Here is a 15,368-nt window from a genome sequence, read left to right on the forward strand (position 1 = left end):
ACGCCCTCTTAAGCCCCGGCAATCCACACAAATGCCCACCGATGCGCTGGCCCAGACCTATGACCTCGACCCAACCCAACCCTCTTCGGAACGTTTGGTACCAAATTAGCCAAGCCTCCTGGCCCTGGCGGATTACCTGGCTGTACCTGGCGCTGTTTTTGTTTCTGCCGATCGCGGCCCTCGTGCTCAAAGCCATTACCCTCAACCCCCAGGAGATCTGGCGCATTGCCACCGACCCGGTGGCGCTTTCCACCTATAACGTCACCTTTGTCACCGCTCTGGCGGCGGGCACCATCAACGGCTTTGCCGGATTAATTATTGCCTGGGTGCTGGTGCGCTACGAGTTTCCGGGCAAGCGCCTGCTCGATGCCGCCATCGACCTGCCCTTCGCCCTGCCGACGGCGGTGGCGGGGCTGACCCTTTCGACCATCTACAGCACCAGCGGCTGGGTTGGCGGGTTTTTAGAACCCTTTGGCCTGCGGGTGTCGTTTACCCGGCTGGGGGTGCTGGTGGCGATGATCTTTATTTCGCTGCCCTTTGTGGTGCGTGCGGTGCAGCCGGTGCTGCAAGCCCTGGAGGTGGAAATGGAAGAGGCGGCCTGGTCGATGGGGGCGAACCGATGGCAGACCTTCTGCCGGGTGATTTTGCCGCCGCTGATGCCCGCTGTGCTGACCGGGGTGGCGATGGGGTTTTCGCGGGCGGTGGGGGAATACGGCTCGGTGGTGCTGATTGCGGGCAATATTCCCTTTCAAGATCTGATTGCCCCGGTGCTGATCATTCAGCGGCTCGAGCAGTTTGACTACGCCGGGGCAACGGTAATCGGTACGGTGCTGCTGCTGATTTCTCTGGCGGTGCTGCTGGTCATTAACCTCATTCAGGCGCGCGGGAGGCGCATGTATGGCTAATTCTGCTTTGGATCAATCGGCGGCGGCCCGGCCTTCGTCGGCCCCCCTGGGGGGAAAGTGGCTCTTAATTGCCTTTGTGGTGGGCTATCTGGCGCTGATTTTGCTGGTGCCAGCGCTGAATGTATTTGTCCAGGCGATGCAGGGGGGCCTGCCGGGCCTGGTGGCGACCTTTAGCGATCGCGCTTTTTTGCATGCGGTCGAGCTGACGCTGATCGCCACGGTGATTACGGTGCCGCTGAATACGGTGTTTGGCCTGTGTGCAGCGATCGCGGTGGCGAACAAAACCTTCCCCGGCCGGTCGCTGCTGATCAGCATCATCGATCTGCCCTTCTCGATCTCCCCCGTGGTGGCGGGCCTGATGCTGGTGCTGCTGTTTGGCAAACAGGGCTGGTTTGGGCCACTGCTGGAGGCCTCGGGGGTTCAGATTATTTTCGCTCTGCCCGGCATTGTGATGGCCACCATCTTTGTCACCATGCCCTTTATCGCCCGCGAGGTGCTGCCCGCCCTCGAAGAAAACGGCACCGAGCAAGAGGAAGCCGCCGCCACCCTGGGGGCCACCCCCTGGCAAACCTTCTGGCGCGTCACCCTGCCCTCCATTCGCTGGAGCCTGCTCTACGGGCTAATTCTCTGCAATGCCCGCGCCATGGGCGAGTTTGGGGCGGTAGCGGTGGTCTCGGGCAATATTTCCGGCAAAACCCAGACGCTGCCCCTGTTTATCGAAGAAGCCCACGTGCAGTACAACACCCAGGGAGCCTACACCGCCGCGCTGCTGCTGGCCTGCCTGGCCGTAGTCACCCTGGTGCTCAAGGTTTGCCTAGAGCGCAGCGCCGGTCTGCGCCCCGACCATCACTGATTAACCCTACAAACCATGCTGCTAAAACTCTACTGTTTGACATCGTTACTAACGCTGCTGCTCCTCATCACCCCATTCCTAAAAGAGCAAGCTCAACCCAGGGAAGGCGGCCCGGCGGGCGGGTTTTTGATGCTGGTCGTGCTGCTCAGCCCGATTACGTTGCCCAGTCTGCTGTGGCACCGGGCCAGTTCAGCTCGCCATCGGCTGGATCGGGAGAATCTTCTGCTCCGGCGGGTGGCCCGCAAAGCCCAGACCCTGTTGGCTGGGCCTTAGTCGCCCATCGGTTTCAGTAGTAAGCCTAACCCCGCACGTTCCCTCGAAATCTAAACACCATCTTGAGTAGGTAACCTCGACAATGGCATCCATATCTCCCAACTATGGGCTTGAGGCGCTGCGGCTAAAAGCGCCCGACAGCTTAATTCAAACCCAGGTGCAGATCCGCATTCCCAAAGCACGGCACTCCGACCCGGTGATGTCTAACCTGATCAACCGCTACGGACTCAAGATCAACATTCTGGGTGGCCTGCTGGGGTCCAACGGCCAGGAAGACGGCTGGTTTGACCTGGCCATTGAGGGTCGGGCCGGCACCGTATATGAAGCCCTGCTCGACTTGATAGAGATAGAGGCCGACCTCTGGTTCGACACCGATGCCGACGATGGCTACTAGGGCATCTATCTATAGCCTCCGTCAGGTTAGTTAACCTCAGTTCGGGATAACGCCGTCCCCTCCTTTGGAGGGGTGCTCGGAGGGCGGGGTGGGTCAAAACGGCTATAGCAATTACTCGACTGAATACGGTGAAATTCCACCGCTAGCCCCGGGAAACCCACCCCTGCCCCTCCCAGGAGGGGATAGCAAACCTGTTTTTGCAGAGAATTTCTTTAGCCCGAACTCAGGTTAGTTAGGACACCGAGAGACGTTGAGAACGTTCAAACGTTCGAACGCTGCCTCTGAGAAATGTCCTAACCTACCCGTCGGCTGTTCCAGTTCGCCCCGTAAACCGCCCAGCGATAGCGGCCCTGCGCAATTTCAGGCCCAATCTAGGGCGCTGCCATGGAGAATAACGCGGAGATGCGTTGAGCAAGCGTAGGTTTCGCGCGACAATGGCGGGGTAGCGACCCTGTAGCGCAGTATGGCAAGGCAAATGGGCCAGAGTTTACCGCTAAAAACGGTGGAGACTTTGACCACGACAAGTTTTTTGTTCGCAGGCCTTGGGGATGAAACCCTGCTCCAAGATCTTGACCACCTGGCCCTGGTGACCGAAAAGCTTTACTCGAATCGGCCTGTCTATACGGCTTTTCGCCCCCAGGACTGGCTAGATTACCTGTACGTGGTGGTCGAGGGCGGTCCGGTGATCATGCGCAGCACCCCCCTCGATCGGGTGATTGCCATGACCTATCCCGGCGGCTGTTTTGGCATGCGCAACCTGCCGGTGGGGTTTGGCTCGGTGGCGCGATCTTTCCCCAGCCTGGTGGAGGCCTATAAAACCACCGACGTGATCAAGGTGCCGGTGCAAACGGTGCAGGCCCTGTATGACCAAAGCGAGACCTTTCGCCAGCGCTACATGCTGCTGTTTGAGCTGCGGGAAAAGTTTCAGTACCACCTGCTCAATTGCAGCACCTACCCGCCTCAGGCAGTGGCGGCCCTGCTGCGGGCGCTGATCTATCAGGAGCGCAGCCTGGGCGGTTTAGCGGTTCAGCCCCAGGCCCAAAGCTACTGCTTTGACCTGCCCATTGACCTGATTGCCCGCGCCTGTCAGCTCAACCACCGCACCGTGGAGCAGGTGCTGAAGGGGCTGACCAAGGCGGGCTACATTCAGACCAACAAAGCCTCGGAGTCGGCCAGCGACCAGGTGGAGGTGGTCGACCCGGAGGGGTTAAAAGAGGTGTACGGCGCCACGCGCGATAAGGTATCGTGGTGGCCCCTAAAGTAGATGTCTAGCGCTGGCCTGGGACCGGGCCGAGTCTGCCCATGGTGATCCGAGAGGGTGAGATAGCCGACAGCGCTGCGATCGCGGCTCTGCTGACCGACCTTGGCTACCCCGCTACCGCCGACTTCGTTGCCTCTAGCCTGCCGCGCCAGCTGGCCCACCCCGATGCCGCGCTGCTCGTCGCGGTGGAAAATAGCGCTGCTCTGGGCTTTATTTCGCTAAATTTTATTCCTCAGCTGGCGCTGGCGGGCGATTTCTGCCGAATTAGCTACTTTTGCGTTACCCCCGAGGCGCGGGGCCAGGGGGTGGGGGCCGCCCTCGAAGCCGCCGCCTGTGCCATGGCCCAGGCGCGGGGGTGCGATCGCATCGAAGTGCACTGCCACAGCCGCCGAGAGTTGGCCCACCGATTTTATGCCCGCCAGGGCTACACCGAGTCGCCTAAATATTTGCAGAAGTCTGTTAAACCCGACCCTGCCTGAGAACCGCTACAGGTTGCCCAGGTGAATCATCGCCAGGCTAACCAGCGCCAGAAACAGCCAGGACAGTCCGGCCAGGTAAATGGGCTTTAGGCCCAGGGTTGTCAGGTGGGCTAGGTTGGTTTCTAGCCCCATAGCCACCAGCGATATGCACAGCAAAAGCTGGTTGCCGCTCAGAACAGCTGCCTTAATGGGCGAGGCGATCAGCCCCAGGCTGTTGACCCCGATCAGCAGGCAAAAGCCCAGCACAAACCAGGGAATCGGGAAAGGGCGCACCGGCTGCCCAGATACTCTCGATCGCCGGGTTTGCCAGCCCAGGCCAACCATAATGGGGACTACCAGCAGCACCCGCGACAGCTTGGTGATGGTGGCCAATTCACCACTGAGGGAGCCTTGCTGAAAGGCGGTGGCTACCACCTGGGCCACCTCGTGCACCGAGGCTCCGCACCAGATGCCAAAGGCCTGGGGGCTGAGCTGCAGCAGGGTGCCGATCAGGGGATAGACGAGCATGGCCAGGGTGCCAAAGCCGGTAATGGTGGCGATCGCGTAGGTCATATCCTCCTCAGAGCCTTCGATTACCGGGTTGGTGGCGACGATCGCCGACGCCCCGCAGATCGATGTACCCACCGCAATTAGCTGGGACAGGCGCGGGTTTACCCCCAGCCACCGCCCCAGCCAGCAGGTTAGATAAAAGGTGCTGAGGGTGCCGATGACCACTATGCCCAGTCCCTCGGGGCCGACAGCCATTACTTCGCTCAGGCTTAGCCGCAGGCCCAGCAAAATCACCGCCAGCCGCAGCACCCGCTTCATCGCAAACTGGATGCCGGGGCGATAGGCGCTGGGCACCGTGCCCCACTGCCGCCAGCCGATGCCCAGCAGGACGGCAATTAGCAGCGGATTGAGGGTATCCAGGCCAATCCACTGCCCTAAACCTAGGGCTACCCCAGCCAGGATTGCCGCCAGCAGCAACCCCGGCAAGATCGAGATGCCCCAGGTTTTCCAGTCGCCAGCAACCGAGCCCAGGGGAGCAGGCCCCTGGTTGGGTTTAGAGGATAGTTTCATTGTTTGAATCCCTTTTATAGAGCAGCTTTCAGGCCCCCAGGGCCAGCGCCGCCACCGTTAGCAATAGCCCCACCACAAAGCGGCGAAAGAGCGCTTCATCCACCCGCTTAAAGCACCGCCGCCCCAGCAGCAGACCCACCACAAAGGCGGGCAAGATGCTGATGAATAGCTTCCCTACGGCGATCGACATCAGGCCACTGGCCCAGTACGACCCCAGGGCAACCAGCTGGGTGACGGCAAAAAACACAATAAAATTGGCCCGGTTGGCGGCGGCGGGGTTGCTCCCCGACATTTGATAGAGCACGATGGGCGGCCCGCCAATGCCCGCCAGGCCGGTCAAAAACCCGCTCACGGCACCCACCCCCGAGGTCAAAGCCAGACGGGGCCTGCTGTAGCGGCTTTTGCCGGTCACCAGCAGCAGCACAAAGCCGAGAATCAGGCCGCCAATGATCCGCCGCATCAGGGTGGGCTCTAGCAGAGCCAGAAACTGTGCACCCACAGGCACCATTACCACAGCGCTCAAGGCCAGCGGCAAAACCTCTTTCCAGTGCGTCTTTTGAATGGCTTCAGGCACCAGCCCGGCCCCAGCGGTAATTTCAAGCAGCACGACGGTGGCAACCACCTGCTGGGGGGCAAACAGCAGGCTGAGGGCGGGAGCCAAAATCAACCCCGCCCCGAAGCCAGAGAAACCTCGGGTAAACCCTGCGATCGCTACCACCGCCAGACTCAGCAGCCATGTCCCGGTTTCCATGGATAGTCTCCGTCGGTGTGGACATTAGAAAAGGACCCTGCCATGACTGGGTTTAAGTCAGGAGTGAGGTTTAGCAGGAATCCGGCAAAGGTTGGGGGGAAGGGGATGGGTAGGAGGGTGGATGAGTGGGAAGGTAGGAGGGTAGACAGGTAAGCGAATAGAGCGAATAGATGGATCAGGGTTAATCATTCACCCATCCACCCGTCCACCCATCCACTCATCCAACCGCCACCGGCTCCCCCACCGCCACCCCAAAGGTCCCATTCAGCCCCAGGGCAATCTGGCCAAAGATCTGGCTCAGGGGGGCATCGGGCAGTTTCATCGGCAGGGGCACTCCGGCATCGCCCTGATCGCAGATGCGGGGGTCGATGGGCACCTGGCCCCACAGGGGCACCGAGAGTTCGGTGGCGATCTGGGCGCCGCCGCCGCTGCCAAAGATTGGCGTCGGTTCGCCGCAGTGGCCGCAGAGCAGGTAGCTCATGTTTTCCACCAGGCCCAGCACGGGCACCCCCACCTGGCGAAACATGTGGACGCTGCGGCGCACGTCGGAAATGGCCACCTGCTGGGGCGTCGTCACCATCACCACGCCGCAAATCGGGCTTTCCTGGACGATGGTGATCTGGGCATCGCCAGTGCCGGGGGGCAGATCAATCAGCAGGTAGTCGAGCTCGCCCCAGTCCACCTCATGGATGAATTGGGTAATGATTTTGTGCATCACCGGCCCCCGCCAGGCCAGGGGATGGTCGGGCGCGGCCAGCAGCCCCACCGACATCAGCTTGATGCCGTGGGCCTCCAGGGGCACAAACCGCTGCCCCTTGGGGGTATCGATCACCTGCACCGACGCCTGCCCCAGGCCCAGCATTTGGGGCACGTTGGGGCCATAGATGTCGGCATCGAGTAGGCCCACTTTGGCTCCAGTTCTGGCCAACGCTGCCGCCAGGTTCACGGCGGTAGTCGATTTGCCGACGCCGCCTTTGCCGCTCGACACCGCCAGGGTGGTGCGCACGCCCGGAATGGTACAGAGTTCAGCGTAGGCCTTTTTGCACCAGGGCAGCTGGCTCAGAATTTCCTGTACTTGCTCCTGGAGGTCAAGCTGGTGACACCCTACGTAGAGCCGCAGGTAAACATAATCCCCCACGACTCGCAGGTTGCGCACCATGCCCAAGCTGACCAGGTCATTGCCCAGGGTCGGCTCCTTGAGGGTTTTGAGTAGAGCAATCACCGCCTGCTTGCGATTGAGCTCCTCAGCGCTGGACGGTGCGGCTTCGGCAGCAGGGGCATCTGAGCGCTGAAACGGGGAAGAATGGCTAGACATTGGAGGTTTCTGGCTGAGACTTCTGGATCGCATCAATGGCCCGCTGGGAAAAGATCCGCACGTCCATATCGGGGTCGTTGAGGGTCTGCTGCAGGGCGGGCAGGGCGTTGGTGTCGGCCAGTTTGCCCAGGGCGGTGGCCGCATCGCGGCGCACGTCGGAGTATTCGTCGGCCAGGGCTTTGATTAGCGCAGGCATGGCTTGCGCATCCGGAATCTTCTGCAATGCGCGGGCGGTGAACTTGCGCACCTGCCACTCGGGGTCATCCATGGCTTGGGTTAGGGATGCGATCGCCGCCGGGTCAGCCAAAATATCCAGCGACTGGGCCGCGTTGCGCCGCACCTGCCAGTCGGGGTCGCTGGTCAGCAGGTCGCACAGCAGCGGCACCACCTCAGCATCGCTTAGGTGGCCCAGGGTGAGCGCCGTCGCCCGCCGCACAGACTCGTTGGCATCTTTTGCCAAGGCCAGAGCCGGTTCGCAGCGCACCACCTGGTTCAGGTAGCGCAGGGTAATCACCGCCGCCTCCCGCAAATCGGGGTTCTCCGATTCAAAAAACGGCATGATGTAGGGCAGCGCCTGGGCATCGTGGATTTTGCGCAGCAGCACCAGCACATTGAGCTGGGCGTGGACATTGCCCACCTGCAGCAGATCCAGCAGCTTCATCAGGTCGTTGGTCGAGACCAGTTCCTTGAGAGCCGATAGCGCCTCGCTGCGCACATTCTCGTGGGGCGAGCTGAGGCACTCGATCAGCGGGTTGATGGCAACCGGGTTGGCAAATTCCCACAGGGTGGTGATGGCAATTTCTTGCACCGTGGGGTTTTCGTCGTAGAGCGCCCCGATCAGCGGCTCGATCGCATCTTCGTCGCCCAGGTGTTGCAGGGTTTTGACAGCGACCAGACGGTTGTCGAGATCGGGCGATCGCAGCATGTCAACCCACTGGGCTACTTCGGGATCCATATCGGTAGTGTGCATGGTTGGGAGTTTCTTAATGACGGCAGGGGGAGGAGGTGGGGAGAGGGGGAGCAGGGGGGCAGGGGAGAGGGGAAGCAAAAAAAATAGAATTTGTTTTTTGCCTTCTATACTTTTGCTCAAGCCTTAGCATCAAACAGATAACTAAAGCCCCCTCTCTCTCTAGCCCCCTGGCTCCCCTGCCCATCTACCTCAGCAAAAACGGAATCTGCACTGTAATCGCCCCAGTTGGGCATTCCTTCTCGCAGGGCAGGCAGAACCAGCACTCGTCGTATTTCATGTAGGCTTTGCCGGTCTCAGGGTTCTTCACCAGCACGTCTAGGGGGCAGACTTCGATGCAGGCGTTGCATTTTTCGAGGCATTTCGATTCATCGACGATGACGGGTACGTCAACACGTTGGGTAGTTAGGGCCATAGTTTTCCTTAGGAATAAATAGATCTGTAGGCAAAAAGTGGATAGGTGGGGAGTTCAAAATGATCAATTCAAAATTCAAAAAGAAGCATCAATTTTGCACTTTGCACTTTGCACTTTGAATTTTGCACCTCCCTAACCCATCACTCCCTACCGGACAGCAACGTCGTAAACTTCCTCGACCAGGTCAACATCGACGATGTAGGGCTCGACTGGGCGCTTAAACAGCTCCATGTGGCCAGCGTCTCCCTTCTTCAGGTTGACGTGGCAGAACCATTCCTCGTTGTTCTTTTCGGGATAGTCGAGGCGGTAGTGGTAGAGGCCCCAGCGGGTTTCTTTGCGGAACAGGGAGGCGCGGGCGGCCATTTCGGCGCAGTCGCGGATGAAGTGCACTTCCATGCAGCGCATCAGCTCGTGGGGGTCGCGGGCACCCATCAGGCCAAGAGTTTCTTCGTAGGCGACGAATTTTTGCAGGCCGATATCCATGTTGTTGGGCGATTTGGGCGGCTGCAGGTAGTCGTTGACCAGGCGGCGCAGTTTGTACTCAACCTGGGTGTGGGGCACGCCGTCGGGCTGGTTCAGGGGCGCGTAAATGCGGGCCTGCTCGGCGGCGAGAAAGTCGGCGTCGGGTTCCACATGCTCCAGGTCGCGCAGGTAGTCCATGGCGTTTTCGCCCGCAATCCGGCCATAGACGAAGGCGCCGATCATGTAGTTGTGGGGCACGCTGGCCATGTCGCCCGCCGCATACAGACCGGGTACCGTCGTTTCGGCCCGCTCGTTCACCCACACGCCGGAGGCGCTGTGGCCGCTGCACAGGCCAATTTCAGAGATGTTCATCTCGACGCCGTGGGTGCGGTAGTTTTCGCCCCGGCCCTCGTGGAAGCGGCCCCGGCTGGGGCGCTCGTTATCCCACAGAATGGTTTCGATTTCGCTGATGGTGTCGTCGTCGAGGTGGTACATCTTCAGGTGCACCGGGCCTTTGCCCGAGTGCAGCTCTTTGTAGACCTCCAGCATCATCTGGCCGCTCCAGTAGTCGCAGTTGATGAAGCGGTGACCCTCGGCGTTGGCGGTATAAGCCCCAAATGGGCTGGCTACATAGGCGCAGGCGGGGCCGTTGTAGTCTTTGATTAGCGGGTTGATCTGGAAGCACTCAATGTTGGTCAGCTCAGCCCCGGCGTGGTATGCCATGGAGTAGCCGTCGCCCGCGTTAGTGGGGTTTTCGTAGGTGCCGTAGAGATAGCCGGAGGCGGGCAGACCCAGGCGACCGCAGGCTCCGGTGCAGAGCACGACGGCCTTGGCCTGAATCACCACCATATTGCCGTTGCGCACGTCGAGACCTACCGCCCCGGTGACGCGACCGTTTTGCACCATGACGCGGGTGGCCATTACCCGGTTGGTGACGTTGACCTTATGGCGCTTGACCTGGCGGGCGAGAATTTTCTTCAGGTCTTTGCCCTCGGGCATGGGCAGCACGTATTTGCCGACCCGATGCACCTGCTTGAGGTCGTAGTTGCCCTCGTGGTCCTTTTGAAACTTAACCCCCCAGCTCTCCAGCTCTTGAATGACGCTGAAGCCGAGCCGCCCGGTTTCGTAGACGGCTTTTTGGTTGACAATGCCGTCGTTGGCAATGGTGATTTCGCGCACGTACTGCTCGGGGGTGGAGTTGCCGGGGATGACTGCGGTGTTGACCCCATCCATGCCCATGGCGATCGCCCCACTACGGCGAATATTGGCCTTCTCTAAAATCAGCACATCGCTCTCGGGGCTGGCCTGCTTTGCCTTAATGCCTGCCATAGTGCCTGCGGTGCCACCGCCGACAACTAGAAAATCAGTTTTAAGATACTGAATGTTCACGCAACCACGTCCTTGGTTTAAACGGCAGTGAAATCAAATTATCGCGGTTAGCTAATGCTTAAAAATGACAACTAACCCTTGGCTTTTGAGCCTTTGATACGTAGTCTAAGGGAGACTCCCAAGGTCAATCAATGCGGTTTGTAGCAACGACTACGGTTTACCCATCACAGCCTTCTATACACTCATAAAAAAAGTAGATGAGATTTAATTGGTGGCTTGGATAGATGTGCTAAACGGCTTTTTGGCCTGTCTTGAAATAGCCATTGATTATTGCTAAAAAATAGAAGATGGTATGCTGAATGGGGCGCGATCGCAGGCCATAAGCTATTTCTAAAAACAACTTAGGCGAGTAAAGCAGTATGGAAATTTACCAGCTAAAAGTATTTCTAGAAGTGGCCCGCTGCCTGAGTTTTACCGAAGCCGCTGACACCCTGAATTTGACCCAGCCAGCGGTAAGCGCCAAGATCAAATGCCTTGAGTGCAGCCTCGAAACTCCTCTATTTAAGCGGCTGGGCCGTCGAATAGAGCTCACCCAGGTGGGCAAATATCTGCTAGACGAAGGCCAAAACCTGGTAGATCTGGAAAGCCGCCTGGTAGCCGAGATTGAAGAGATAAAGCAGGGAAAGTTCAGCACCCTAAAAATCGGCTGCATGCCCGACGTGCTGAGCAACTGGCTGCCGTCGGTGCTGTACGAATATCGCCGGGTTTATCCCGATGTGCAGACTAAGTGCTTGCAGTTTGATGCCGTCGAGCCGCTGTATCGAGCCATTAAGACAGGGGAGGTCGATGTCGGCGTCTCAGATATGAGTTTTTCGGCCTTTGATGAAATTTCAGAAGTCGCGATCGGCTCAGTTCACTATTCTCTGGTGGTCTCTAGCAGCCATCAGCTGGCCCAGCGTCCCTGGCTAAGTTTAAAGGAGTTGACTGACCAGGCCTGGGTCTTGCCTCCCGACGGCGTTCCGGGGCGGATCATGCTGCAAAAGCGCATGCAGGAACTGGGGCTACATTTAACTGATTTTGCCCATGTCGAAATCGTCGATGCGGCCAGTTTGATGCGCACCTATTTGCTCCAGGGTCACTATCTGGGGTTTGTCTCTGATTTTGAATTTCAAATGGAGTGTGAGGCCGGGCTGCTGCGCCGCATTCCCCTAGAAGAATTTGCCCTGGGCACGCCTCTGTTTTTGATGATGGCCAAGCGGCTGGGTCGGGCCTTGGGTTTAGCGGGTCAACCCGCAGGGCGGGGCAGCCTGGGGCTGGAGCCAGTTCGCCAGTTTGTGGCCATGGTGCAGAGCCAGCCCGGGGTTGCCCGGGGCATTCTTCCCAAGGGCCTGCCCCAGCCCAAGCCGCAGGATGCACCATTGGCTACAACCGCTCCCCCAACGGTGCCCCGGTTTCAAGCGCCCAACTTTTTGGTGCGGGCTGGCTCAGCTAGCGGAACCGAAACCATCAGCACCCAAAACCGCACCATTCAAACCGTCACCGCTGGGCTAATTATTCAGCGCCTGGGTCTGCTAGAGCATTTCTTACCCCGCGAGGGCCGCTACAGCGGCGTGCAGTATCGCCTCCAGTGGTCTGACTACAGCTCGGGGGCACCGATTGTGGCGGGGCTAGAGGCGCAGAAAATCGACATTGGCGTGCTGGGCGATTACCCCCTGCTGCTCAGCGCGGCGGCGGGGGACAGCACGGCTACGGCGGCGGGCACCCGGCTGATTAGCTTTGTGGCCAGCAACCTCGATGGCACCGGCAACGATATCATCGTGCCCCAGCACTCGACCCTCGACTGCATCGACGACCTGGCCGGGCGGGTAATTGCGGTGCCCTTTGGCTCGGCGGCCCACGGTATGGTGATGCGATCGCTCCACCACCGCCACATTCTCAACGCTGTCACCCTCACCTCTATCGACAGTGCTGGCCCCCAGCGATCGGGCCGCAGCACCTGCCCCGCCGATGGCTACGCCTACTTTGCCCCCTTCCACGAGATCGCCAAGCACCGGGGCCAGTTTCGCCGCCTGCTGCACGAAAACCTCGACGGGCTGCCCACCTTCCACGGGGTAGTCATCCGCGCCGACCTGGCCGAGCAATATCCCGAAATTGCGGTGGCCTACCTGCGGGCGCTGCTGGCCGCCCAGTACTGGTACGCGACCCAGCCCATGGCCACCACCCTGGTCAACCGCTGGGTGAATATGGATGCCGCCATTGTCACCAAAACGTTGCGCTCCAGCGCTAGCGATCGCGCCGATGTGGTCTACCTGCCCGAAACGCAGCTGCGCACTGACTGGCTCCAGGCCCATATTCAGCAGCTGGGTCAAATCTCCGGGCAAGAGCACCTGGGCCAAATCAACCTTGATCGCTGGATGCAGCCTGAGTTTTTGGCCAAGGCCGTGGCGCTAATCTAAACCGCAGGTTTGATGGATAGGATGCTGCAAGTTAGCGATGATTCGACGCTATGGTTGCGCTCCGAAGGGCGAGCGTGCGTTGGGGGATTGGGCACTGGTCTCTAAAGAGGTGATGAACGCCTAAAAGGCTCATCCTGCAAGGTTTGTAGCTGATTTGCCGCAAATAGCCTAGAACGTATGTCCGGCAAGGCTTCTAGAGGCTCATCACCCGTCAACAGTCCAGTACCGGGGATTGTTTAGCCAAATGAGGGCAGAATGTGTCGCTGTTTAACGTCGCGCTCTGCGGCAATTTTGGAGCGCAGCGAAAAAATTGTCCGACAGCAGCGCCTTGTTATGCATTGATGCTCTCGAATAGCTCTAACATTGAGTCAGATAACTCTCGCCGAGTCATCCATGTGTCTTGAGATACTTGCCATGCAATTCCTAGCTCAGTATTGATTCCTGGATAAGCTATATGGCTATCTGTTTCAGAATGTTTTCTCGCAGCTTCAAATTTTGCCAGTGGTATTCTTAACCTTTCAAATCGCCATTTTAATTGTTGTAAGCTTTCTTTTTTATCGGGTAGAAAATCAGACTCTTTTCTGGCTCGTTGGTCTAAGGAACGAATAATTTCATAAGCACCTAAGATCCATAAATAGGACATTGTTATATGGTCACTCATGTCACCGAAAGGGCTACTGGTAGTGTTTTGCTGAACTAACAATTCATCTTCTTTCAGCAGCTTTGAGTCTAGCTTACCCAAGCCTTGTACAGTCACGACTATAAATTGGCCAAAACTTTCTAGTTTATGAGAGGCATTTACCCAGCGTTTGTTCCTCTCAGCGTCAAAGCTATTTGCATAATCGATAAGCTTTTTGATTTGTTCAGGATTCAATTCACTTGCCATTTCTTAATCCCTTATATGCATAACGTTCGCCATCAGCGGCAACTCACATCGGGAGCATCCCACTTTCGACAAAATAGTCAACTTGCGAGTTGACCATTGAGGTAGGCACAGCGCAGACTCAACATTGCATTGACGGAGGCCGTATTCCAGCGGGCACCCGAGATTTGGAGACGTCGCCCAATCTGTTTGACAGCCGACTCAACGGCTCCTGAACCAATGGAGCAGAGTTGCTCACTCTGATAGGCTCCATAATTCACGATGCGAGCCCGATGGGTGCTCAGATAAGCTTCAAAGTTGCGGGCTTGCTTGCGCCGACAGTCCGCAAAGAGGGCCTGGGCAGACGCCACCTCACCTTGCCATAACAGCGTTTCCGCCGCCGCTAAGCGCTTGAGCGACCCACCGACTTTGTAGAGGTTTTCTTTGAGGTGATACCAATCGAGGATTTCCCAACGGGTCTCAACGGTGGTGAGTTGACTAAACAAATTCCACACCCCAGCGTGACCATCGCCCAGACAGACCAGCGGGGAGAGCAATCGCTGAGCGCTGAGATAGTCAATCAAGCTCTCATTGTCCTGGAAGAAGGCGTTGTAGTAGATCCCTTGCACCCGCACCGCTTTGTAGTCTCGCCACGGGCTGGTGGACTCCACCAGGTCACGCAGACGGACTTTGCCGCCATCAATGCTGACCTCACTGACGCCTTGTTTGGCCTCGGCAGACTCGAACGACTGACGCCCCACCAGGCGTTGTTGGGTCGAGTGCCCGACCTTCATCCCGGTCAGGGCCGCGATGTCATCCTCTGCACCTTGAAACGATTCGTTAGCACTTAAGCGTAAGTTGGCTTTCTCTAGGCCACCACTGAGACGGCTGTAAGCCTTTACGCCTAACTGTTCTGCCTGGCTTTGACGAATCTGGAGGAAACCCACCAAACTCTTCAGTCGGCGAACCCGGCCTCGGGCCGGGTAGGCTTGCTGGTTGACAAAAAAACGGCGACTCGAGGGCTGACCTCCTCCAGCATCTGCTGTCGCACGGTTTGCTCAATGCTTTCCAGACTATCGAGCCTGTCTCGGTTGCTATTGCGGTACAAAATCTCGGCAATCTCTGCTGTACAAGCTTCCAATCGCTTTTGGTCTTCGGGGGTCATGGTGAGTCGTCCCTGAGCTACCCCTCTATTCTCCCCCTGACACTGTTTTCGCGAAAGTGGGATGCTCCCAACTCTCAATGCATTGCCCCTACAGACAATCTAGCGGTCGAACAAGTTATTGGACTGATCCAATCTGCCTATATCCCCACTATGGGGTAGATATGCAGATTTTCTGCTGCATAATCATCCCTTGGAGGCAGATAGGCAGCGAATAATCTGCATAATAGCCTTCGCAAGGGTAGATAGGCAGAACTAATCTATCTAAAAATCTGCCGGAGCATCGTGCCATCCTCCACGGTTGACGGGGAGCGCTTGTACCAGTATTCTCGATCGTTAAGCCGTTCAGCAGAGCGGTGGTTACGCAGAACTCGAAAATCTTGGCGCTGTCTGAAGGTGGTAGGACACCAACAGACAGCTAACCC

At 58.2% G+C, this 15,368-nt stretch carries 15 protein-coding genes; 7 read left to right on the plus strand and 8 right to left on the minus strand.

What is annotated here, in order from left to right; translation table 11 throughout:
* The first annotated feature begins 59 nt into the window (after window positions 1-59).
* The 6 genes from cysT (at window position 60) to LEPTO7104_RS0124975 (ending at window position 4,165) form a co-directional block, all read left to right on the plus strand.
* Window positions 60-905, plus strand: a complete 846-nt coding sequence (gene cysT, locus LEPTO7104_RS0124950) for a sulfate ABC transporter permease subunit CysT (RefSeq protein WP_017301318.1) — start codon at window positions 60-62, stop codon at window positions 903-905.
* Window positions 898-1,758 carry a sulfate ABC transporter permease subunit CysW gene (cysW, locus tag LEPTO7104_RS0124955; RefSeq protein WP_017301319.1) on the plus strand — a complete coding sequence of 287 codons (861 nt, stop codon included), beginning with the start codon at window positions 898-900 and terminating at the stop codon, window positions 1,756-1,758. Before cysT ends, cysW begins: the two co-directional genes overlap by 8 nt.
* Before the next feature lie 15 nt (window positions 1,759-1,773).
* Window positions 1,774-2,031, plus strand: coding sequence for a hypothetical protein (locus tag LEPTO7104_RS0124960; protein WP_017301320.1), 258 nt, complete (start codon window positions 1,774-1,776; stop codon window positions 2,029-2,031).
* 82 nt (window positions 2,032-2,113) lie between these two features.
* Entirely contained in the window at window positions 2,114-2,425 is a 312-nt protein-coding gene (locus LEPTO7104_RS0124965) for an NIL domain-containing protein (RefSeq protein ID WP_017301321.1), read from the plus strand.
* Window positions 2,426-2,900: 475 nt separating this feature from the next.
* The gene (locus tag LEPTO7104_RS0124970) at window positions 2,901-3,689 is read left to right on the plus strand and encodes a Crp/Fnr family transcriptional regulator (RefSeq protein WP_225887040.1); all 789 of its coding nucleotides are present in this window, start codon (window positions 2,901-2,903) and stop codon (window positions 3,687-3,689) included.
* 38 nt (window positions 3,690-3,727) lie between these two features.
* Entirely contained in the window at window positions 3,728-4,165 is a 438-nt protein-coding gene (locus tag LEPTO7104_RS0124975) for a GNAT family N-acetyltransferase (protein WP_017301323.1), read from the plus strand.
* Between the two features lie 6 nt (window positions 4,166-4,171).
* On the opposite strand, the gene LEPTO7104_RS0124980 is transcribed toward LEPTO7104_RS0124975, so the two are convergent.
* From LEPTO7104_RS0124980 to LEPTO7104_RS0125005, 6 genes are all read right to left on the minus strand, one after another.
* Window positions 4,172-5,224 carry a YeiH family protein gene (locus tag LEPTO7104_RS0124980; protein ID WP_017301324.1) on the minus strand — a complete coding sequence of 351 codons (1,053 nt, stop codon included), beginning with the start codon at window positions 5,222-5,224 and terminating at the stop codon, window positions 4,172-4,174.
* A gap of 28 nt (window positions 5,225-5,252) precedes the next feature.
* A complete protein-coding gene (locus LEPTO7104_RS0124985; RefSeq protein ID WP_017301325.1) occupies window positions 5,253-5,975 on the minus strand; it encodes a sulfite exporter TauE/SafE family protein in 723 nt (240 codons plus the stop codon).
* Window positions 5,976-6,192: 217 nt separating this feature from the next.
* Window positions 6,193-7,290, minus strand: coding sequence for an Mrp/NBP35 family ATP-binding protein (locus LEPTO7104_RS0124990; protein WP_017301326.1), 1,098 nt, complete (start codon window positions 7,288-7,290; stop codon window positions 6,193-6,195).
* A complete protein-coding gene (locus LEPTO7104_RS0124995) occupies window positions 7,283-8,260 on the minus strand; it encodes a HEAT repeat domain-containing protein (protein WP_017301327.1) in 978 nt (325 codons plus the stop codon). The genes LEPTO7104_RS0124990 and LEPTO7104_RS0124995 overlap by 8 nt, the downstream gene beginning before the upstream one ends.
* Before the next feature lie 184 nt (window positions 8,261-8,444).
* A complete protein-coding gene (locus LEPTO7104_RS0125000) occupies window positions 8,445-8,672 on the minus strand; it encodes a 4Fe-4S dicluster domain-containing protein (RefSeq protein WP_017301328.1) in 228 nt (75 codons plus the stop codon).
* Between the two features lie 147 nt (window positions 8,673-8,819).
* A complete protein-coding gene (locus LEPTO7104_RS0125005; RefSeq protein WP_017301329.1) occupies window positions 8,820-10,523 on the minus strand; it encodes a fumarate reductase/succinate dehydrogenase flavoprotein subunit in 1,704 nt (567 codons plus the stop codon).
* A 359-nt stretch (window positions 10,524-10,882) separates the two neighbouring features.
* Between LEPTO7104_RS0125005 and LEPTO7104_RS0125010 the strand changes: the two genes are divergently transcribed.
* Window positions 10,883-12,919, plus strand: coding sequence for a LysR family transcriptional regulator (locus LEPTO7104_RS0125010; protein WP_017301330.1), 2,037 nt, complete (start codon window positions 10,883-10,885; stop codon window positions 12,917-12,919).
* 331 nt (window positions 12,920-13,250) lie between these two features.
* On the opposite strand, the gene LEPTO7104_RS35250 is transcribed toward LEPTO7104_RS0125010, so the two are convergent.
* Both LEPTO7104_RS35250 and LEPTO7104_RS0125020 read right to left on the minus strand, forming a co-directional pair.
* Window positions 13,251-13,805: a hypothetical protein gene (locus LEPTO7104_RS35250; RefSeq protein ID WP_017301331.1), complete on the minus strand. Its 555-nt coding sequence runs from the start codon at window positions 13,803-13,805 to the stop codon at window positions 13,251-13,253.
* A 77-nt stretch (window positions 13,806-13,882) separates the two neighbouring features.
* Window positions 13,883-14,946, minus strand: a protein-coding gene (locus LEPTO7104_RS0125020) for an ISKra4 family transposase (RefSeq protein ID WP_155523613.1) whose coding sequence is annotated in 2 segments (ribosomal slippage) — window positions 13,883-14,790 and window positions 14,790-14,946 — 1,065 coding nt in all. Because the reading frame shifts where the segments join, the coding sequence is not laid out codon by codon here.
* Window positions 14,947-15,368 lie beyond the last annotated feature (422 nt).

It is taken from the genome of Nodosilinea nodulosa PCC 7104 (genome assembly GCF_000309385.1).
Taxonomy (GTDB): domain Bacteria; phylum Cyanobacteriota; class Cyanobacteriia; order Phormidesmidales; family Phormidesmidaceae; genus Nodosilinea; species Nodosilinea nodulosa.